15 protein-coding genes and 1 tRNA gene are annotated in these 16,847 nt (G+C 59.1%); 9 read left to right on the forward strand and 7 right to left on the reverse strand.

Annotation, left to right across the window (positions count from 1 at the left end; all coding sequences use genetic code 11):
- Nucleotides 1-132: 132 nt before the first annotated feature.
- Nucleotides 133-1,587, reverse strand: a complete 1,455-nt coding sequence (gene dacB, locus ABIZ35_RS12675; RefSeq protein WP_348220275.1) for a D-alanyl-D-alanine carboxypeptidase/D-alanyl-D-alanine-endopeptidase — start codon at nucleotides 1,585-1,587, stop codon at nucleotides 133-135.
- 131 nt (nucleotides 1,588-1,718) lie between these two features.
- On the opposite strand from dacB, the gene ABIZ35_RS12680 reads away from it, so the two are divergent.
- Both ABIZ35_RS12680 and ABIZ35_RS12685 read left to right on the forward strand, forming a co-directional pair.
- The gene (locus tag ABIZ35_RS12680) at nucleotides 1,719-2,672 is read left to right on the forward strand and encodes an inositol monophosphatase family protein (RefSeq protein WP_348220276.1); all 954 of its coding nucleotides are present in this window, start codon (nucleotides 1,719-1,721) and stop codon (nucleotides 2,670-2,672) included.
- A complete protein-coding gene (locus tag ABIZ35_RS12685) occupies nucleotides 2,669-3,124 on the forward strand; it encodes a DUF1499 domain-containing protein (RefSeq protein ID WP_348220277.1) in 456 nt (151 codons plus the stop codon). Before ABIZ35_RS12680 ends, ABIZ35_RS12685 begins: the two co-directional genes overlap by 4 nt.
- A gap of 14 nt (nucleotides 3,125-3,138) precedes the next feature.
- Here ABIZ35_RS12685 and ABIZ35_RS12690 read toward each other — a convergent pair whose 3' ends face one another.
- Nucleotides 3,139-4,032, reverse strand: coding sequence for an ROK family protein (locus ABIZ35_RS12690; protein WP_348220278.1), 894 nt, complete (start codon nucleotides 4,030-4,032; stop codon nucleotides 3,139-3,141).
- Between ABIZ35_RS12690 and purN the strand changes: the two genes are divergently transcribed.
- A complete protein-coding gene (gene purN, locus ABIZ35_RS12695) occupies nucleotides 4,031-4,768 on the forward strand; it encodes a phosphoribosylglycinamide formyltransferase (protein WP_348220279.1) in 738 nt (245 codons plus the stop codon). The two genes, ABIZ35_RS12690 and purN, sit on opposite strands and share 2 nt — an antisense overlap.
- A gap of 31 nt (nucleotides 4,769-4,799) precedes the next feature.
- Here the strand turns inward: purN and ABIZ35_RS12700 are convergent, their stop codons facing one another.
- The 5 genes from ABIZ35_RS12700 to rpsU all read right to left on the reverse strand — a co-directional run bounded on the left by ABIZ35_RS12700 (nucleotide 4,800) and on the right by rpsU (nucleotide 9,940).
- Entirely contained in the window at nucleotides 4,800-6,164 is a 1,365-nt protein-coding gene (locus ABIZ35_RS12700) for a hemolysin family protein (RefSeq protein WP_348220280.1), read from the reverse strand.
- A 49-nt stretch (nucleotides 6,165-6,213) separates the two neighbouring features.
- Complete coding sequence (locus ABIZ35_RS12705; protein ID WP_348220281.1) at nucleotides 6,214-6,930, reverse strand: diacylglycerol kinase; 717 nt, start codon at nucleotides 6,928-6,930, stop codon at nucleotides 6,214-6,216.
- A 34-nt stretch (nucleotides 6,931-6,964) separates the two neighbouring features.
- Entirely contained in the window at nucleotides 6,965-7,348 is a 384-nt protein-coding gene (gene ybeY, locus ABIZ35_RS12710; protein ID WP_348220282.1) for an rRNA maturation RNase YbeY, read from the reverse strand.
- Nucleotides 7,338-9,536 (reverse strand): HDIG domain-containing metalloprotein, encoded by a 2,199-nt coding sequence (locus ABIZ35_RS12715; protein WP_348220283.1) that lies wholly within the window; start codon nucleotides 9,534-9,536, stop codon nucleotides 7,338-7,340. The genes ybeY and ABIZ35_RS12715 overlap by 11 nt, the downstream gene beginning before the upstream one ends.
- A 206-nt stretch (nucleotides 9,537-9,742) precedes the next feature.
- Nucleotides 9,743-9,940 (reverse strand): 30S ribosomal protein S21, encoded by a 198-nt coding sequence (gene rpsU / locus ABIZ35_RS12720; RefSeq protein ID WP_119322137.1) that lies wholly within the window; start codon nucleotides 9,938-9,940, stop codon nucleotides 9,743-9,745.
- A gap of 301 nt (nucleotides 9,941-10,241) precedes the next feature.
- On the opposite strand from rpsU, the gene ABIZ35_RS12725 reads away from it, so the two are divergent.
- From ABIZ35_RS12725 to ABIZ35_RS12750, 6 genes are all read left to right on the forward strand, one after another.
- Nucleotides 10,242-10,868, forward strand: coding sequence for a sigma-70 family RNA polymerase sigma factor (locus ABIZ35_RS12725; RefSeq protein WP_348220284.1), 627 nt, complete (start codon nucleotides 10,242-10,244; stop codon nucleotides 10,866-10,868).
- 46 nt (nucleotides 10,869-10,914) lie between these two features.
- Nucleotides 10,915-11,562 carry a zf-HC2 domain-containing protein gene (locus ABIZ35_RS12730; RefSeq protein ID WP_348220285.1) on the forward strand — a complete coding sequence of 216 codons (648 nt, stop codon included), beginning with the start codon at nucleotides 10,915-10,917 and terminating at the stop codon, nucleotides 11,560-11,562.
- A gap of 127 nt (nucleotides 11,563-11,689) precedes the next feature.
- Nucleotides 11,690-13,378 carry a trypsin-like peptidase domain-containing protein gene (locus ABIZ35_RS12735; protein ID WP_348220286.1) on the forward strand — a complete coding sequence of 563 codons (1,689 nt, stop codon included), beginning with the start codon at nucleotides 11,690-11,692 and terminating at the stop codon, nucleotides 13,376-13,378.
- 79 nt (nucleotides 13,379-13,457) lie between these two features.
- A tRNA-Met gene (locus ABIZ35_RS12740) sits at nucleotides 13,458-13,534 on the forward strand.
- 67 nt (nucleotides 13,535-13,601) lie between these two features.
- Nucleotides 13,602-13,862 (forward strand): hypothetical protein, encoded by a 261-nt coding sequence (locus ABIZ35_RS12745; protein WP_348220287.1) that lies wholly within the window; start codon nucleotides 13,602-13,604, stop codon nucleotides 13,860-13,862.
- Between the two features lie 1,572 nt (nucleotides 13,863-15,434).
- A complete protein-coding gene (locus ABIZ35_RS12750) occupies nucleotides 15,435-15,629 on the forward strand; it encodes a hypothetical protein (protein WP_348220288.1) in 195 nt (64 codons plus the stop codon).
- The last annotated feature ends 1,218 nt before the right edge of the window (nucleotides 15,630-16,847 follow it).

The following is a 16,847-nucleotide window of genomic DNA, read 5'->3' on the forward strand; positions in this document are numbered from 1 at the left end:
CCCGGATGCTACATTGCTTTAGCCGGAACATGACGCGTCTGGCAACCATGCCTAACGGTACGGAGAGAGGATAGCATTATCGTGAATTATTTGTCAAGAGTTTCTCAAAAAATATTTCGGTTCGGAAATATTCTAAAGATGGTCCGTAAGATACGCCACGATGAGGTTTTGGACTCCTTGCGCCTGAGAGGCTGATCCTGGAATATTATTCATCAAAATCGAAAAGGTGTAGAGTGTGTTATCTTTGGCGGTGAGATATCCCGACAGGCAGCTCACTTCCCCAACCGTGCCAGTTTTGGCGTGAACGTTCTTTTCGGCAGAAGTTCCCTTCATACGCTTGCGCAGTGTGCCGTCCACCCCGGCGATCGGCAGAGAGTCGTAGTAGACCGGGAAATCCGAGCGTTTCGCCATCACGCGCAGCAACGCGACCACCGCGCGGGCCGTCACATAATCGCGCCGCGACACCCCGGAGCCGTCCGCAAGCTGGACCAGATGCGTGTCGATCCCCTCGGCCAACCACCACTTCTGCTCCTCTGTATATCCCGCCTCATAAGTCCCCTTCCCTGCCTTGACGCGACCGATCTCCCGGATGATGCTCTCCGCGAGCAGATTATCACTGGGCTTGTTCGTCAGTTTGAGATACTGATCCAGCGGAACGCTATAGTGCGTCGCCAGCGCCGTTTCGGCGGCGACAGGCGTCACCGCCGAGTAGGCGATGCCCTGGACATCTATTCCGCGCTTGACGAGCGCGGCCTGAAACAGTTCGGCGGCGAGGGTAACGGGATCACCGACAGCAATGTCGATTTGGGTCGTTTGTCCCACAGGCAGATGTCCGCTGATCAGAATGACGCTGGAGTTCCAATCGCGCGTGATGAGACAGTCGGGTTCTTTGCCGCCCGTTGTCGCGCTGCTCACGATGGGGATTTTAGTCACGGGCGGATCGAGCGCGACCGTGACCGGGTCGCCGTCCCCGGCGCCCGCCTTCACACGCACCGTGATGACGCCGCGATTGACTTCCAGTCCCCAGATCTGCGCCGCATAGTCATCCGAGAGGTAATCCCACCCCCACCCGGCGCCGTAAGGCTGGCCTGGGAAGGCGTTTCCATCACCGACGATATTGCCGCGAATGCTTCGAACTCCTTTTGCCCACAGCTGCTCCGCCATTTCGTCCAGATCCGTGGGCATGATCGTGGAATCGCCTTCGCCTTTCAGGATGACATCGCCCTTGATTGCGCCCTGAGCATCGGCGGGCGCCATCGACAGCACGCGCGTCTGAAACCGATAATCCTTGCCAAGGATCGCCAGGCCGCTCGCCGTGGAAAACAGCTTGCGGTTCGAGGCCGGCATCAAGCGCGTGTCGGCGTTGTGCTCGTAGACTAACTCCCCATCGCTCACCCGCTCCACCAGCACACCCGCGAGGCCGCCTTCCAGCGCCGGCGTCGCCAAGTACTTATCGATCGCCGCGCCAATCTCCGGCCTAGGCTGCGCGCCTGCGGAGTTTGGAGCCAGGAAAACGGCGGCGACGAACAGGACAAGACTGATGAGAACTGGAAAGCGCATACGCGCACGATGGGGTGAAGTTTGCATGGGTATTCTATTCTACAAGCGTCGCCGCGAGTTCGTCAAGCACGGGATTTGGCAATCGCCGCAGGAATACGGGCCATTCAGGCCGAATAGTTTTCAGTCGTAACTATTTGCTCGGAAGCGTGGAGGGTTCTTTGACACCGCAGGAAACAGTCGTCGCTCTGACGCGGCATATTCGGGAGGCGGTACGCCCTCACCTCGGCGCGTGGCAAGGCCGGACGATCTCGGGAACGGCGGCGAGCGGAGACGCAACCTTCGCCATCGACGATATCGCCGAGGAGGCGATCGTCTCGTTTATCGAACGGGAAAAGCTTTCCGTCGCTTACTATTCGGAAGACAAAGGGTTAATCGAGTTTGGCAAGTCGCCGGAGGGGGTGCTGATCATCGATCCGATCGACGGCACCCGGCCCGCCGTGGCCGGGCTGGAAACCTGTGTCGTCTCGGTCGCGCTCGCCGACTACACGGCGGACGTCACCATGGGTGATGTGCGATTCGGCTGCATTCAGGAAATCAAGGGCGACCAGATCTTTTTGGCCGAACGCGGCAAGGGCGCACGGTGGATCGGCTCCGACGGCGCATCACTCGATCTTCGTCTTCTCCCAATCACGGAGATTGCGAGCGCGCCGCTGACCTATGAGATCGTGGCGCGGCCAATCGAGTGGATCGCTGTGGCGCTCGGCGATATCATCAATGCGGCCTCCACTAAGGGCGGCTGCTTTGTGTTCAACTCCACCGCCTATTCCTTAACGCGACTGCTCACCGGGCAGCTCGCGGCTGTGCTTGACGTAGGCGCCCGGATCCTGCAAGACCATCCTGAAACCCGTGACCGTTATGTGGAGCTGGGACGTGGGACGCCTCTGGGGCTGTTCACATACGATATCGCCGCCGCCGCGCTGATCGCCACGGAGGCCGGCGCAATCGTTACGGACGCCAGTGGGTATAGTTTCGATAGTACGCGGCTGCTTGACACGAGCGAAAGCAATCTGAAATCCATCGTGGCGGCGTCGAACGCCGTTCTGCATGAGAAACTGATGCAGGCCGTCGATTTCGGAGTGGCGAAAATCTCTGTTTCCGGGAAGGGTTTATGAGCAAGAACTTCAAGCGATTTGTGCTGGCCGCCATCCTTGCGGCCGCCGCCGGCGCCGGGTGCTGGGCCTGGATCAACCGCCGATGGTTCCTCGTCAACGATATTACCACGGGAGAAAGCGCGGACTACCCCGAGCTTCGCTCCCGTGTCTATTACGCCGAGCCGGGCACGGCTCTGGCGGCGGCGCAGCAGGCGATGCGCTCGCTGCCCCACTGGCGCGTCATCCATATTGACGACGAAAATGACACGATCGACGCCGAAGTGGAAACGACGATCGGGAAGTTCCTCGACGACGTCACGCTCTATGTGCAGCCACAAGGGATCGGCCAGATCCGTGTCGTCATTCGGTCGCGCTCGCGCCAGGGCCGGGGCGATTTGGGCCAGAACGCGCAGCATATCCGCAATCTGCAAAACGCCATGGACGCCCGTCTGGCGACCTATACCGCCATCTGACCCTCGCGCCTCGCTTATTTGTCGCCGTACTCCAGCTGCGCCAGCGCGATTGCGCCTAAGATACCGGAACGGCCCTCCAGCCCCGGGGTCACGAGATATCCGTCGATCCCGTCCAGTAGGGCGGGAGCCTGCAGGTAGCCATTGAGGATCGTCTGGAACCGCTCGCGCACCCGCGAAAGCAGCGCGGGGTTTCCACCCACTCCGCCGCCGACGATGATTCTCTGCGGCGAAAGCAAACAAGTCATGTTAACTAACGCGTAAGCTAAGTACCCTGCTTCCAGCGCCCACGCTGGATGATCCGCGGCCATGGTCTCCCCCGCCACCTTCCAGCGCGCTTCCAGCGCCGGACCCGCCGCCAAACCTTCCAAACAATCGCCATGATACGAGCAAGCGCCGGCAAAGGTGTCTGACGGGTCGCGCGGAATGAACATATGCCCGAACTCCGGGTGCAGAAGTCCATGCGCTAGATGCCCATTGACCATGGCGCCGCCGCCGATGCCCGTACCGACCGTCACATAGATCGCGTCCGTCAGCCCCTGCGCCGCTCCCCACTTCACTTCCCCCAGCAGCGCCGCGTTCACATCGGTATCGAGCGCCACAGGCAAGCCTAGCGCGGATTTGAATGCGCCGACCACATCCGTGTTTTTCCAGCCCGGCTTCGGGGTCGATGTGATGTATCCATATGTGGGAGAAGCGTGATTGAGATCGACCGGTCCGAAGGTTCCGATCCCAATCGCCTGCAGCGCGCCCTGGCGCCGAAAGAAATCGACGCAGCTTGTGAGCGTCTCCTCGGGCGTGGTGGTGGGAAAGCGCTGAATCGCACGAATATCGTCCGGTCCGGTTCCCACCGCGCAGACCCACTTGGTCCCGCCGGCCTCAATCGCTCCATATGGAACAGCGTCGTTCATGATTGTTTCTTCCTTGTTTGTCGTCAATGGGATTGGCGCCCGCCCCGTGCCGCCGCAGGATAATCCTTACCCCGCGTCGAACTATGTTCGCGCTATGAGTTTAAGAATTGCAATTTTAGTGTCCGGCCGCCATGGGCGCGGCAGCAACATGCAGGCGATCGTCGATGCGTGCCACGACGGCCGGATCGATGGACAAATCGTCACAGTCATCGGTAATTTCGCTTCTTCTCCCGCGCTGCACCGCGCCGCCGGGATTGGACTGCGCACCGCAACCGTTCCCTCTCCGAAAGGATCGTCTGAAGAAGACGAGCGCATTTACAGCGACGCCCTGCTGCAAGAACTGCGCGCGGCGGACGCCGAACTCGTGTGTCTGGCGGGGTATGTGCGTAAGCTTCCCACAGAAGTCGTCAGCGCGTTCCCGGGACGCGTCATGAATATCCACAACGCGCTGCTGCCCTCGTTCGGAGGCAAGGGCATGTACGGCTCGCACGTCCATCAGGCGGTGATCGATTACGGCGTCAAGTTTTCGGGATGCACTGTGCATTTCGTCGACGAAAACTACGACAGCGGTCCGATCATCTTGCAGGAGACCGTGCCGGTGGAGGACGACGACACACCGGAAACGCTCGCGGCCCGCGTGCTAGTGGCCGAGCACCGAAGCTATCCGCGCGCCGTTGCTCTTTTTGCCGCCGGCAAACTGCGCATCGAAGGCCGGCGCGTGTTCACCGCAGCATAATCGATTCTCACAGATCGACCATGGACGAAAATCAGGCGCGGCTGCTTGTATCCGACGATTTGGCCGCGCCGCCTTCTTCCGAACCTTCCGCACTCTCCGCAATACGCGGCGCGATCTTTACTTCCTGTATGCGCCGGCTATCGGTCTTCACCACACTGAACTCCCAATTCTCGTAGGGCACGGTTTCGCCTTCGCCCGGCTGATGACCGAAGAGGCCGAAGACGAAGCCGCCGAGGGTATCGAAGTCGTCGGTGGGTATTTCCAGGTTGAACTCTTCATTCACATCGTCGAGCGCCATGCGGCCGTCGAGGATCGAGGCGCCGTCTTCCACGCGCCGGACCATGGGAACCTCGACATCATACTCATCCTTGATCTCCCCGACTAGCTCTTCCAGAAGATCTTCAATCGTCACAAGCCCGGCGGTGCCGCCATATTCGTCCTGAACGACGGCGAGCTGGATATTCGAACGCCGGAACTCTTCCAGGAGCTCGTCGACGCGCTTGTTCTCCGAGACGATCAGCGGCGTGCGCGCGACGCTTCGGAGAGCCACATCGCGGCGTCCCTGCGCCAAAAACGGCAGCAGGTCCTTGGCGTGGATGATGCCGACGATATTGTCGATGTTCGCTTCATAGACCGGGATACGCGTATGTCCGCTGCTGATAATCAACTGGAGCAGCGCCGGGCAGCCGACTGTGACGTCGGCGGCCTTAATGTCAATACGCGGGGTCATCACCTGACGAACGTCGGTGTCTCCGAAGGAGATCACGTTCTCGATGATCTCCTTTTCGCCTTCTTCGATCGTTCCCGCCTGAGCGCCGGCGTCGAGCAGGGTTTGCAATTCTTGTTCCGTCACCATCGGCGTCGCGAACGTCGCCGTCAATCCGAACGGCTTGACCATCAAATTGGTCAGGCCAAGCGCGATCGTCGCGAGAAACGAGAACATGATCATGAACAGGCGCAGCGGGGCGGCGGCGAGGGCGGCGGCGCGCATGGGGTAGCGCTGTGCATAGGCGTAAGGCACCAACTCGCCGACGGTGATCGCGACAAACGCCGCGGCGAGTGTGAGAACGACCGTGGTCCAGGTGATGTCATGCGGCCAGGCTCGGCTCAGTAGCCATTTGGACACATCGGGAGCGATCATGCCGGCGATAATGGCCGCCACGCCGAACGACGCCAGCGTGATGCCGACCTGCGCGGTGGCGAAAACGCGGGCGGGGTCACGGCTGAAGACCTGGAGGTTTTGCGCCGGCGTGTCCGCTGCGCGGTCCGCCGCCAGTAAGTGCTGAAGACGCATATGGCTGACAGTCGCCAGCGCCGTTTTGGCGAGCGTGAAGAAGCCGTTGAGAAGGATCAGCAGAACGACAATGGCGAGAGCGATATAATCGTGAGCGTTCATGCGGGATACGTGGTTGCTCCATCAGCCGCGACAAGCGGCGTTTGCGTCGTCACAGCGGCACGCGCACAAAATAAATCAAAGTTGTCACAAAAACCCCCAATAGCCCACCAACGATCACTTCCTGCAAGGTATGGATCTTGCCTTCGACACGGCTTTGCGCCACCAGGAGCGCCAGGCCCACCGCAAGCGCGGTCGTGAGAAAGTCGGCGGCGCGGTACATAATCGTCGCCGCGAGACAGAATGAGAGAGCCGCGTGACCGCTGACGATCCCGCCATGCAAAAGCGATCCTTTGCCGCCAACGACTTTGCTGAGCATGACGATGATCAGGATCAGCAGGGTCACGGTGACCATCACGTTCATCGGCTGCGGATCGTGGTCGATCTGGATCGAAAGCCGCGCGATGCGTCGATCTTTCAGGAAAAGAATGATCCCGACGACGACGGCGTTGATCGCGGCGATCAGCACGGCCCCCGCCGCAATATCCTTGGCGAGCTTCGCCAAGGGATGGTAAGCCTGCGTGACCATATCGACCACGCTCTCGATCGCCGTGTTCAGCATCTCCGCGATGAGAACGCTTGAGACGACCAAAAATAAGATCGCCATCTCGACACGGTTCATGCGCAGCAGCGCGCTGATCAGCAGCACCAGCACTACCGTGAAGAAGTGGAAGCGCATGTGCTTTTGCGTGCGGAAGGTGTGAACGATGCCTTCAACGGCGTAACGAAAGGAGTCGAGATGGTTTTTAGGACGAGGTACGGGACGCATGCGTGGTATTTCTGATCGCCTTTATCGTGGCGCCTTAATCGTAATCGACAAAATAGGGATGCTTGGCGCCGGGCGGCAGGGCGACGCCCACCGCCGTCAGAACCTCGGAGGAGATGTCGCGCATCCGCGCGGCCTCGGACGCCGTTTCGTCATCATACCCAAGAAGGTGCAGGACGCCGTGCACGGCAAGCAGCACAACCTCATCCTCCATCGCCCAGCCCGCCGCGCGCGCCTGACGCTCCGCAGTCGGCAGGGAGATCACAATATCGCCCAAAACAATATCATCGTCCTGTGGAAACGACAGGACATCGGTCGGCTTGTTCTTGTCTCGGTGCGTGCGATTCAGTTCCTGAATAAAATCGTCGTCACAAAGAACGATGCTGATTTCGGAGTTTTTCGAGGCGTCTTCACGCCGCAACAGAGCTTGGATCGCCGATCGCAGCGTCTTTTTGTACTTCAGCGACGAGTAAGCGTTCGTCCGCCGGCTTATCAATAGGTCCATTCTTATCCGTTTTGCCGGGCGCGGGTTTCAGCGCGTCCGGATATTCGATTCGGCTGTGCAGCATTCCGCCCAGCAGATGCACGAAGGCGTCCCGAATACCGCGCAGGTCGCGCAGCGTCAGGTCGCACTCGTCCAGCTGACCGTCGCCCAGATGCGTGCTGATGATCTGATCCACCAGATCTTCGATCCGGCCCAGGGTCGGCTTGTCCAGCGTCCGGGACGCCGCTTCGACACTGTCCGCCAGCATAAGGATCGCCGTTTCCCGGCTCTGCGGCTTGGGACCGCTGTACCGGAACTGCTGCTCCAGGCCCGGTGCGGAGTCTCCGCCGTCGAACAGGGTCTGCTGGTGATAGAAGTAGCGGATCAAGCTCGTCCCGTGATGCTGTGAGATGAAATCCTTGATGATCTGAGGCAGTCTTTCTTCCTCCGCGATCTCCAGACCTTCCTTCACATGCGCCGTCAGCACCAGGGCCGACAGAGACGGGTTTAGCTTGTTGTGAATATTGGATCCGCCGAGCTGGTTCTCGATAAAGAATTCCGGCCGGCGCATCTTCCCAAGATCGTGATAGTACGCGCCGACGCGGCAAAGCAGCGCATCCGCCCCCACCGCTTCGCACGCCGTGACGGCCAGGTTACCCACCATGACCGAGTGCGTATACGTTCCCGGCGCCAGCTGACAGAACTTTTGCAGTAGTGGGCGATTGGGATCCGAAAGCTCCAGCAATCCCAGATGCGTTGTGATGCCGAACAATCGTTCAAACAAGGCGGCGCCCAGAGAAAACAGCGCCACGGACAGGACTCCAGAGCCGACCGCCCAGAGCGCGGCGCGCTGGATATCCACCCAGGAATCGTTCTCAATCTTGCCGACGACGAGCGCCAGCGCCACGTTGACCAGGCTCAGGGCGGCGGCGGCGCGAACGACGTCGCTGCGGGTGCGGATATCGGAGACGGCGTAGATGCCCACCAGCGTGGACAGCAGCGTCATGATACAGAAGCGCAGATCGTCGCCCAAAATAAACCCGGACTGCGCGGCGAGCAGCGCAGTAATGAGCAGCGCAAGACGTGGATTGACCAGTGCGGAGATCAGCATTCCCGTCGCGGCGACGCATAGCATTCCGACATAGCCGTACTGCGATCCGGAAAGACGCACGCCAAGGACCGTATCTCCCAGTTTCAGGCCGAGAATGCAAAGAGTAACCAGTACGCTCAGCAGAACCAAGATTTTCGTTGATGCGTACACTCGGGGATAGTAACGCGCGAGATAGAGGCAGACAAGACAGAGAAGCATCGCCACGAGCAGTGAAACACTGGCGATCATCACAGGATCGAGCCGAGGGTTTTGCAGGCCAAGCGCGCGCAGCTTGTCGATTGTCGCCGCCGTCACCGTTTCTCCGCGCCGCACGACCAGGTCTCCCGTAAAGATCCGATTGACCTGCGGCGCCACGAGCCGACGCTCCGCCTCGCGGGCCGCCTCAGTGCGCCGGTCGTCGCGCGCACGGTTGGAGTGCACCGCCGCCATCGCAAGACTCGTCACAGCCGGGATATAAGATCGGGGAAGCATTGAAGCGGAAATCTTCACCGTGACTTCATCGCGCGCACGGGTAAGGTCCGCCGGATGGTCGTCCCGGATCTCATTCTCCAGCGCACTGTGCACGGCCGCGCGCATCACGCGCTCCGCCTGATCGATGTGATAACCGGCAGTCGTATCTTGGAGCAGTGGCGTCAACTGCGCCGACTTGGCGATCATCACACCAACCTGCTGGCGCAAAAGAGCGGCGACATGCTGAGCGCTGGGAGTGGGAAGCGCCCGCTCGCGGCGCAGATGCGCGCAGATATCTTGGATGGTCTGATCGGCTTCGGAAGCGGCGTAAGGAACGGAGGTATACGCGGTCTCGGCGCGCGCGGCGGCCTCCTCGCGCAGTTGTTCGGTGGAAAGCTGATCGACATAGCTGGTCGTGCGCAGGGCGCGAATGTCGGAATCGCTCACATCTCCGATGCGCAGCGCGACCTTATCGGGAAGTAAGTGCAGGGAAAGTAGTGCGGAAAGCGTGAGAAGAGTGATAAAGAAAAGCGCAATTCGCCCAAAGTTGAGCGTAGGCCTCATTTGCGGGGCGCGCCGGCCGGGCTTGCGCGATTTGACGCGCGTAGGCGCATCCGAATGGCGAAGCGACAGACGAGATCGTCCGGTACGAGAAAATGTAAAGGAATGTCCGGGTTCTTTTGCCATGACAGCACAGGGGTCGGAGTAGAACAGCTTCGCGGAAAAGAACGGCGCGCGCATTTGTGGTGCGCGCGCCGTTCTGTGAAAAGCTAGTTCTTCTCTTTGTCTTCGTTCTTGCTACGCTTGCGCCGCGCAGCGGCTTCCGCCTTGCGCTTCTTGTCGCTGGGCTTCTCGTAATGCTCGTGCTCACGAGCCTCCTTGAGAATACCAGTCTGCTGAATTTGCTTCTTGAAGCGCTTCAGCGCGCTGTCGAGCGACTCATTAGGCCGCACCTGAACCTGCGTCAAACACAATCCCCCCTCTGCAATAACGTTCTTCTAAAGTCGACAACAATTCTTGACAACGGCGTATTATACCATTGATTTCGAAACGCTGTCAATCGGGGCGCAAAACATGGAATAAATCTTCAGGCCGCATCCCCGCGCGGCGATTTTCATTTTTTCTTCACATTTTCGAAGTATATTGGAGATGTAACGGAACCAATAGGATGCGGGGCGGGTTTTATAATTGTCGACAAAACCCGAAATATACACGAACCGGGAACTTCATTTCCGTCTGGTTCGTATTGGGGAGAGAGGACGCACACCAATGGCAGAAATGATCGACGCCGCAGCGACACCGCAGAGTCTCGCCGGCGCCGCCCAGGGGCAGGTCGAACGCCGACATGAATTCGACCGCCTTGTTCAGCGCTATCATAAACACGCATATAATATCGCCTATCGCATGACCGGAAACCACGCGGATGCGGAGGACCTGACCCAGGAAGCTTTCGTGCGCGCTTTCCGATTCTTCGGAAATTATCGCCGGGATTGGCCATTCGACAACTGGCTCTATAAGATCATGTCGAACCTGTTTGTGGACGACCTTCGCCGCAAACCGAAGGCGCGTCTGCAATCTCTGGATCAGCCGCTCGATATGGGCGGACGTTCGGACGATGTCTTTCTGGAAATTCCAGATGCAGCGTCGAACCCGGAGCGTATGGTGATGTCTGACGAGCTGGACGAACATATCCAGCGCGCCCTGAACAGCCTTCCGGCGGATTTCCGCATGACGGTGGTTCTCGCGGACATCGAAGGCATGTCTTACGAAGAGGTCAGCGCCGCGATGCGCTGTTCGCTCGGCACCGTTCGTTCGCGGCTGCATCGAGGCCGCAAATTGCTGCGGCAGAAGATCTCGCAGTTTCAGATGGAGCGCAAGCTGGCGGAGGCGAATTGACGGACTTTCTATCTTTCAACGCTGATCGACGAGGAGTGTTCCACCTGTGAATTGCCGCAGAACACGAGAACTGTTAACTCCCTATTCTGATGGCCGCCTGACCGGGGTTCAAATGCTGGAAGTCGCTCAGCATATGGACCGATGCGCCGGCTGCCGTGATGAATATCGCGTTATTCAGGAAGTTAAAGCATTGCTGCGGGCGGTTTCCCGCCCGCAGCCGGCCGGAGCGCTGGAGTATGAAATCCGAAAGCGCATCGCCACGGAAGAAGCGATCTCTCAGATCAATCTGTGCTTGTCATTTTCCGTAAGGCCGCAGCGGGCCAAGCGCATCGCGACAGCAATGGCGCTGTCTTGTATCAGCGTACTCGCCGTTGCGGCCCCGTTCGGCGCCGGCACGCTGGCGCTGACGTACTCGAATCAGGCGGAAAAGAACTCGGGCTTCAATGTCGCCAGATCACGCCACCAGGAACTGCCCCCCATGTTCGGAGCATACGAAGGCAACAACTTCAGCCTCTTTGCCTTCGCCGGCATGCCTATGACAGACACATCACGATACGCTTCCAGCAGCCGGCATAGTGATGTCCAAAGCGGTTACGATTTTATGACGCCTCGGAACCAAAGTTATGGAACGTTTGCCAGCCAGGAGCTGACCAGCTTTAATGGCCCTCAGCTTGGCTTTCCCATACATCGGTGATCTTATCGATCAAGCCCCGGCGCATCATCGCGCCGGGGCTTTTTCCATCTCAGCGTCCGCCGCATGCGCAAGGCGGGTATAATTTCGATTCAGCATCCATCGCAATAATTGCATCAAGGAGATGTGAATGATTTTCGTCAGCCGCCCACGACGCAAAGGGAATATGCTCGCTGCGAGCGCCCTCATGTTGACACTGTCCGCGCCCGCTGTCCCATTACTGGCGGCGCCCGCCAAATCCAGCGGGGTGCTGCCGCCTCCCCCGACTTCGCCGGAACAGAAATCACTGCTGCTTGATATGCAGGATGCTTTCGCCAAGATCGCCAAAACGGTCGAGCCTAGCGTCGTCAATATCAAAGTCGAGCGATTCCGCAATGTCGACGCCTCCGACTTCGGATTGGCGCCGGATCAGACGCCAGGAGACGGTCCAGACGCTCCGGACCAGCCGGAAACTCCCGTAAAGCCGCCGACCAAAGACGCTCCGAAAAACGGAACTCCTCCCAAGGCGCCGGCGAAGCCGAAGCCGGGAACTCCCTTGAAAGGCGATGTGGCCCCTGCCCCGCCCTCCGCGGACGCCCCGAGCATCAAAGCTCCCACGCCGCGTACCCAGCGGCGCTCGGAAGCCACCGGATCGGGAGTGATCGTAAGCTCGGACGGCTATATTCTTACCAACGACCATGTCGTGGACGGCGCCGCGAACGGTATTGTGACGGTCACCCTTTCCGACGGACGCCAGTTCAAGGGCAAGGTCTATCCCGATTATCGCAGTGACCTCGCCGTGGTTAAGATCGATCCCGGCAGCGCAAAGCTGCCGGCCGCCCAGTTCGCGGATTCGAGCAAAGTCGTGCCGGGGCAATGGGCAATCGCTGTCGGCAGCCCGTTTAACCTGGAAAATACCATGACCGTCGGCGTCATTAGCGCCCTCGGACGTCACCAGCGCATTCCCGGCGAAACCGCCGGTTCAGGCCGTTACTATCCCGACCTGCTGCAAACGGACGCCGCGATCAATCCCGGAAACTCGGGCGGGCCTCTTTTCAACATCGACGGCAAAGTGATTGGGATCAATGTCGCGATCGAGTCGCCGGTAGAAGCCAGCTCCGGCGTCGGCTTTGCGATCCCCAGCGTGACCGCGCAGTCGATTATGAACGCCCTGATCACCAAGGGAAAAGTGACGCGCGGCTATCTTGGAATCGCCCCGGACGATCTGACCCCTGCGCTCCAGCAGGAGTTCAGCCAGCCAGCCGGCGCATTTGTCCGCGACGTGCGTGTGGACAGCCCCGCCGGCAAAGCCGGCATTCAGGCCGCCGACATCATCACCTACTTCAACGGCGAGCCCGTGACGGGCGAAGTCAGCCTCCGTCAGGCCATCGCCGACACAGAACCTGGGAAGTCGGTAAAAGTCGCCTATGTCCGCAGCGGAACCCCGTTCGCGACCAGCGTCACACTGATCACGGCGCCTCCCGTTCCCGGCGAAGACCCCGGACCCTCCGATGTCACCAACCCCACCCGCTCCAAGCTCGGCCTGGGCATCCGCGACATCACGCCGCACGACCGTCAGGAGATGAGCATTCCCACAAGTATCCAGGGAGTGACCGTCGTTTCCGTGGAGCCTAACAGCCCCGCCGAAGCCGCATCCTACGCCGCCGGCATGCCGCTCGTCGGCACGGTGATCCAGCGCCTGGGTAAGACCGTCGTCAAGAACAAAAAAGACTTCGATCAGGCGCTTGCGGCGATCGGCGAAGCCGACTCCTTCACCGCCTCCGTGGTCTACAGCGCCGGCGGAGACCTTCACCAAACAGCAATTACCATCACTCGATAATATCCATTGAGAACCATTGCTCCGCCCCCTTGACATTCATGGAGGGGGCGGGTATACTCCTAATCGTAAACGCAAATGACGCGGGGTGGAGCAGTCCGGTAGCTCGTCGGGCTCATAACCCGAAGGTCGTTGGTTCAAGTCCAACCCCCGCTCCCATGCTTGACCTTACCCACACATTTGAGATGGGACGGTCGATAGAAAACGCTAAACTGAACCTCGCGGTTTGGTCAGAGATGAACTCCACCTCTTCCACAAGAAGCGGCAGGAGTTCATTTTTTTCTGCGTCGGTCGCTGTCTTCCACAGTTCCGAGAACTTAGCCCACAGCTTCATCGCCGCCTCTGCATCCGGGCGCGCTATCCGCAGTTGAAGCGCCTCGGCTTCCAGACGCCCCCGTTCGGCCTCCAGCGCCTCTCTGGAAGCCTCCAGCGCCGCGATGCGCTTCAGTACAGGCGTAAGCCCTGCGCCGCCCTTCCCGAGCGCTGAAACGAGATGGCCGCTTTCCTTCTCGATTGCCTTCAGTCGCTTCCCAATCGCCACCACGTCCGAGGTCAGTTTCTCATCGGTTCTAATCGCCTTCGTCGCTTCCCGGATCAGTTCGGCGGTTCGGGTCGGAGACTTTGCCGCGCGGTCGATTTCACGCGCTAGGGCGGCGTGTAGGGCATCGGCGTTCACCCGCCGTATCGGACATCCCCGGTGGCCTTTGGTGTGCGATACACATTCGTAATATGCGACGGTGCTGTTTCGTCCGTGGTGGCTCCCCGGCGTCATGGCGCATCCGCAATTCCCACAACGCACCATCCCGCGCAGGGGGAATTGAACCGACCGGGCCGGAGATGCGTCAGATCGCGGTACGCGAATCTTGGACGCCTCACGGGTTTGAACGGCTTGCCATAATCCAGGACCGATGATCGCTTCATGGGCTTGTTCGTTTCGCCATGCGCCGAAGACTTGGACGCCGATAAACCCCTCGTTTCTCAAAAAGTTGATCGTCGTTTGCGTACTCCATGATCGCCCCGTCATTTGAGCCAAGTATGAAGCAATCGTTGGTACGCTGGAACCTTCGGCGCGCATCTGGAACGCGCTCAGGACGATGGGCGCGGTCTCCGGGTCGATTACGAGACGTGACGGTGGCCGCTTGCCATGCGATTGTTCGTTTACGAGAACCTTCGTGTATCCCAACGGCGGTATCTGGCCCGTGACGTAGCCGTTCGCAACCATCGCCTCCATTTTGGATTTGGTGTATTGCCGGATGTTTTCAACGAACAGGCCATCCCCAAGACGTTGTGCGGACTTGGATAAGTATCCGTTCAGCCCCTCACCGAAGGTCTCGGCGGCGTATGCGACGGTAACACCGGCCTCTTTTAGCAAAAATTCAGCGACCACGGAAGCATCGCCGCGCCCGAGACGACTGAGAAACGTACAAACTACGCAGTCGATTTCACCACGCTTCGCCATCTCCAGCAGGGATTGAAAACCAGGCCGCTTTACCGTTGTGCCAGAGTATCCATCGTCAACGAAAGAGCCGACGAATACGCCGCCGACCCGTGAGACATATTGCTTGCAGGTCTCATCCTGCACCGTGCAGGAAGAATACTCGCGGTCGCGTTGGTCATCCGTGGAAGCTCGGGAATAGGTCGCATACCGCGTAGGACCGGGGGCGGATTTCTTAATTCGAGCCATCGTTTGCAATCCCCTTCCCTGCCGTCCTGCGCTCCCTGCGCGCCTTGTTGAAGGCTTCCCCGCCCCGCGCCCATGCCGCGCGCTGGCGACACTCAGAACTGCAATACCGCGCTACCTTCGGCGCGGTGAACGTCGATCTACAAACCGGGCAAACATGACCAATTATCGTGTATCTCCGAACGCTGACGACCTCATAAACTTCTTCCATCTAAGCCCTCCATTGCAATTAGAGTATAACAGGTATTGCCGCTCTTGTCAACAGATGTCTACTAAGATGCTAGAGTTATTCTGGTGTTTGACAAATGTAAAATGCCTGCGTAGACGTTGTTAAATTATATCGTTATACTTAGGAAAGCAGGCAGAACGGAGGAAATTATGAAGGTATCTACGCTGGGACCGGACGTTCGTTCACTGACGATCCAGGTTCCCGCAAAGCTGATCGAGAGAATGGATGACGCCGCCCGTGCGGTTGATCGAAGTCGGTCATCGTATCTGCGTCGGGTCATTGTCGAGGCATTGGAGGCGCGCGATGGCAAGGAAGCCGATACCGCTCACGTTGGAGCCGTCTGAAGCCCGTGTGGAGCGGTCTGAGGCGGTTCAGCGTCTTGCACTGGCGACGGAGATTTTGTTCAAAATTCATGGGCGCATGCAAAGTACGGAGGGTCACGATGGCCTTTGTGCCGATGCGCCTGCACATACATTCGTAACGATCCCAAAATGCAAAAGCGTTTGGGCTTGGAAATCGGTCTTTTGGAAATTTGTTGGATAGGCTGGAGGGGCCGGGGGGTGTTGAACGCACCGCCCCGGCCAGGAGAAGGATTTGCCATCCGTGGTTATAATACCAGATTTTCCGGGCGTCGTTCAATCGGAGCGTACCCGGCGCTTACTTGTCTCAGAAAGACTTACCGATAACAGAAATGTTTGCCCGGCTCCTCGTTTTCGGGTCTGTCGAGACACCGGCGAGGCAATCCTGGTCCCGTGTTGTTCGCCCCGCTGTCAATCATGCGGGTACAAGCAATCTCTGCGATCTGTGGAGGCGGTTCGGCGACGGTTAGCCGGGTCCAAACCAACAGAGACTTGGGCGGCAATCACGATCACGGCTAGGAGTGGTAATGTTCCGGCGGGAATGGCCGCGACCTTGATGAAACGTTGCCGTAACCTTGCTGTAAGCGATCTTCGGAGACCTCGGAAAGGGGGAAGGCGCTGGGGTGGTCGCCGTATCGAGGCATGGCCTGGGGTCGATCTGGAATTTTTCGAGGCGGTCCATGAGGATCGTGGACAACACACCCATTTGCATCTCGTGGCAATCCTGAGAGCCATGGACGGAGGCGTGCTCCCATCCTTGAAACTGATCAGACAGCGGTTGTATAGATCGTTCAATCGAGAATTGAGCAGGGCTTTGGGATTACCATTGCGCGAGGTCTATAGGGGTGCGGATACAGTGGCTCATGTCCACTGCGAACCCTGCCGTAGTCCTGTCGATTTCGCGATTTATTCGGCGGTAGCAGGCGGGCGGCCATGGAAAAATTGGTCATTTCCGCCCCGGTTTAGGCGGGTCACCATCTCACGAGGGTTCAAGCACCCGGAAAATTTCGCGCAGTCGTTTGACGAATATAAAACACCGGTAGTAATAGCAATTAACGCAATACAATCAAAGGAAAATGAAATGACGACTAAGACAACGATCCAAGACGCCGATGATATTCGCGCGGCGGCCATCGCAGACAAGGCGCGTCCTGCCGCTCCCGCACCGACGCCGACGATCCCACCCCCACCCGTACCGACGCC

Source organism: Capsulimonas sp. (assembly GCF_039929585.1).
Lineage (GTDB): Bacteria > Armatimonadota > Armatimonadia > Armatimonadales > Capsulimonadaceae > Capsulimonas.